A 1,514-nucleotide genomic window follows, 5' to 3' on the forward strand; every position below is an offset into this window, starting at 1 on the left:
CCCTCTTTGCCAGGCTGGTTGTGAGTCACTCACCCATCTATTGAAGAGGAGCCCCTGGTTTGTCTATCGTGCCCGGAATGACTAACGATGAAGTCTGCGAGTTTGTGTACACCTATGAGCAGCAGCCTTATGGAATGAAACATGCATGGCTTGAATCTCGTGGCGTAACGAAACATCAGTTCAGGCGGTGGCGTGCCGCTGTTTTCGAGGGGGATCTTTCCCGTGGTCTTGTTCCGCGAGAGACTGGCCTTATGACGTCTTCTTCTCAACGCCGTTTTGTGGCGAAGCAGTATGAAAAAGCTGAGGCAGAGAACGAACGGTTACGCGAACGCGTGGCCGAGCTTGAAGCGGTGAACGAGGCGCTGGGAAAAGCTATCGGGCTCTTGCATCAGTTGAACGAGCAAGAGCCCGACGCCAGACCGTCACCGGCTCCTCAACACCCGGCCCCTTCATCACGGCCGAGAACCAACTCATTCGGCATCTCACCGTCTTGACCGGGTCGCAACGCAAAGCGTTACAGCTTGCCGGCTTGTCCCGTTCAACATGGCAGTATCGACACCATCCACGCCCAAAAGTTGCGAACCCTCTCCCACACACGTTGCGGGCATACCGGTCTCGGATTGGGGTGACTGCTCGGGAACGTATTCAAGCGTTGATTCTTGCAGGCTGGAACAAGCAACTCTCGGTTAATCATTCTTTCGCAAGGGCATGGGACACGGGAGTGATGCTGGCTTCTCGTCGCTCGTGGTGGCGTATCGCGAATACGCTTGAACAGTCGAACCGTCCCGTGACTGCTTCACGAAAGCAGAAAGCGGGTACCTCGCGGGTGGCGCCGGTTGTGAAAGCGACCAGGCCCGGGCAGGCCTGGTCGTGGGACATCACTGATGTGTGTTCCCCATGGCGAGGCGTCGTGTACAAGGCATATAAGATCACCGATATTTTCTCTCGAGAAATTATCGGATATCGGGTGGAAGAGCGAGAAGCTGACCATCTCGCAGCCGATATGTTCAAAACCGCGATCGCCCGGCATGGGGCTCCGCTTGTGGTGCATGCAGACTCAGGAGCAGCGATGCGATCAAACCTGCTCCGAGAAACGCTCACCACGTACGGGGTGAGGATGTCGTTTAACCGGCCGTATGTGTCAAACGATAACCCGTTCTCAGAAGCCGGGTTTCGAACCATGAAGTATCGGCCCGGATATCCCAAAGTGTTCCACAGTCTTGAAGCTGCCCGCACCTATATCGATGAGTATGTGGCCTGGTATAACGGTGAGCATCGGCATTCAGGGATCGCGTTATTTACCCCAAAACAAGTGGGAGACGGGTCCTGGAAAACAGTGTGGAACACACGAAATGCTGCGTTACAGCGCTATTACGAACGATACCCGGAACGGTTCCGTGCACGGCCTATCACCCCGGCTCCTGCACAATGTGTTGGGATTAACCTTCCCAAACAGTGACAAGACCCTGACGGTATGCCGGGGTGAGTGACTCACAACAAGTTGACACCGAGCG

Annotated in this window: 2 protein-coding genes; both read left to right on the forward strand. The window is 55.4% G+C overall.

Annotated elements, in window-relative coordinates; all coding sequences use genetic code 11:
• Nucleotides 1–68 precede the first annotated feature (68 nt).
• Nucleotides 69–494, forward strand: a complete 426-nt coding sequence (locus tag KTJ78_RS13450) for an AFG2-interacting ribosome maturation factor family protein (protein WP_369808110.1) — start codon at nt 69–71, stop codon at nt 492–494.
• A 131-nt stretch (nt 495–625) separates the two neighbouring features.
• Nucleotides 626–1,459 carry a DDE-type integrase/transposase/recombinase gene (locus KTJ78_RS13455; protein ID WP_217136682.1) on the forward strand — a complete coding sequence of 278 codons (834 nt, stop codon included), beginning with the start codon at nt 626–628 and terminating at the stop codon, nt 1,457–1,459.
• The last annotated feature ends 55 nt before the right edge of the window (nt 1,460–1,514 follow it).

The sequence above is a fragment of the Leucobacter chinensis genome, assembly GCF_019049105.1.
Taxonomy (GTDB): Bacteria; Actinomycetota; Actinomycetes; order Actinomycetales; family Microbacteriaceae; genus Leucobacter_A; species Leucobacter_A chinensis.